This window comes from Weizmannia sp. CD-2023, from assembly GCF_036225245.1.
Taxonomy (GTDB): Bacteria; Bacillota; Bacilli; order Bacillales; family Bacillaceae_C; genus Weizmannia; species Weizmannia faecalis.
Genome location: NZ_JARTJQ010000008.1, coordinates 1 through 1,747, shown reverse-complemented (window position 1 = coordinate 1,747; position 1,747 = coordinate 1). Strand labels below are relative to the sequence as shown.

At 32.9% G+C, this 1,747-nt stretch carries 1 protein-coding gene and 1 tRNA gene; both read left to right on the top strand.

Annotated elements, in window-relative coordinates; translation table 11 throughout:
• The first annotated feature begins 684 nt into the window (after positions 1 to 684).
• Positions 685 to 757 (top strand) — tRNA-Cys (locus P9687_RS01355).
• 25 nt (positions 758 to 782) lie between these two features.
• Positions 783 to 989 (top strand): hypothetical protein, encoded by a 207-nt coding sequence (locus P9687_RS01350; protein WP_035191069.1) that lies wholly within the window; start codon positions 783 to 785, stop codon positions 987 to 989.
• Positions 990 to 1,747 lie beyond the last annotated feature (758 nt).

Genomic DNA, 1,747 nt, shown 5'->3' with positions numbered 1-1,747 from the left:
TGGACCATAAGTGGTATAGCTTTGATGTCGGTGGTCTGCTACCTTTTTTAGGTTATTCATCAGATCTTTGAAAAAGTGCTTCTGAATTTTAAGGAACTCGAAAAAATAATTTGCTTCTTTTTCACGATTTCTTTTTTCTTTTCTGGTAACCAAAGTAAAAACCTCCTCAAAACAGCGAAGTTTAATTAGGGCTTGCTGAACGAATCGAATTTTAGCTTATCCGATTTGTCAGTAAGCATTGCCAAATATTCGTCTAGTAAGCTCTCATTATTTAAATTATTACATATTTAGCCCCTTTTTTGGGAAGTATATTTAAATTATCCCGAAAAATTTTTACTCCTCAGAGCTGTTTTAAATTCCGGCTCCGAGGAGAAATTTTTCAATTTTTAGATGTAAGGATGCAGGTATGATCTATCAACACTTATAACATAAAATTTCGAAGATAAAGTCGAATAATACATTGCAGGTGGAAACTTTAAAAATGTCGAATTAAATAGAATTCTATAGAAAATCCCTCAAAAATAAGAAGATATCATTTTAGATAAAGTTCATTCAAAAATTAAGGTAAATTTGTACTTAAGCAAGCGAAATATTTGTTTCAAGAAAGCTATACCTCTTTTTTTGAGTTTTTTCAAGAAAATATAGTTTCATTTCATGCAAATGCATTCACTTTATATGATGAACGGTGGTATAGCCAAAAGGTAAAGGCAAAGGTCTGCAAAACCTTCATTTCCCGGTTCAAATCCGGGTACCACCTTTACTCTTAGAGTGAGGTGTAATAAATGAGTATTGAAGAAGAGCTGGAAAAATATAATCAACTAAAAATTGATTTATTAAAAATGTCGAAGTGCATAGAGGATTGCGATATATCTCAAAAAGAACTTTACCAAAACATTTGTTTGGAGTACTCTAAGGAGTTAAAAAATGCAAAGAATGCACTAGCATCAAAATATGGTATTAAAGCTTGTCAATGTTGTAATTTACCTTAGAACTCTCTTTTACGAGATTTTATAATATGTTCCTTACATCCAAAAATAGACGTAAGTTGACTGTATTGCCTGTCTGGAATTTGACGAGTTTCATTTCCTCGTATTTATCTCTAGAGAAAGGAAAAGGACAATTCCCGTATAGCTTATACGGGAATTGTCCCACCAAAAACAAATTGTATCATATTAAGCTAATTGAAAATACTAAATTTAGAGTTATATGTGTCAAGTTTTTCTCGATAAGGTTTAAAAATCGAGTATTTCAGGACACTCTTTTTGTACACTTTCGGCTGCCGTGCTTCGGTTGCTCTCCTAGCTCAGTAGTATTTTCCGAAGTGCGTAAATTGCCGTAATATTTCTGTACAAAGATGAATAAGAGGAGTTGAGACATCCTGATGGCTTGTTTCAAGTTCAGTTACTTTCTCGCGCTTCTTGAACAGTGTTTCAGATAGCGTTCTCTCAATGTCCCATTGAATAAATGGATTTAGCTATTTACTTGGAAGACATTGCTGCCAACCAAAATAACAGGAAGTTAGGAAACTATTTCTATAACTCTCTTGGCGTCTAATTTAACTTTCTCTTCCAACCAAGGTATCTATAATTCCGTTTAAACCATAAGGTATTTAACTAAGCGTATGTCTGAAATGAAAGTTTGGAATATTGACAGCGAATTCATATATGTTATTCTTAAATAAATACAAGCCTAAAATAACGTCTGGGAGGCGTTTGTATTGTTCAAAACCAAAGTGGGCCTTGTTATT

Coding starts and splice junctions, on each gene's coding strand:
- P9687_RS01350 (WP_035191069.1), top strand. CDS start 783: ATGAGTATTGAAGAAGAGCTGGAAAAATATAATCAACTAAAAATTGAT.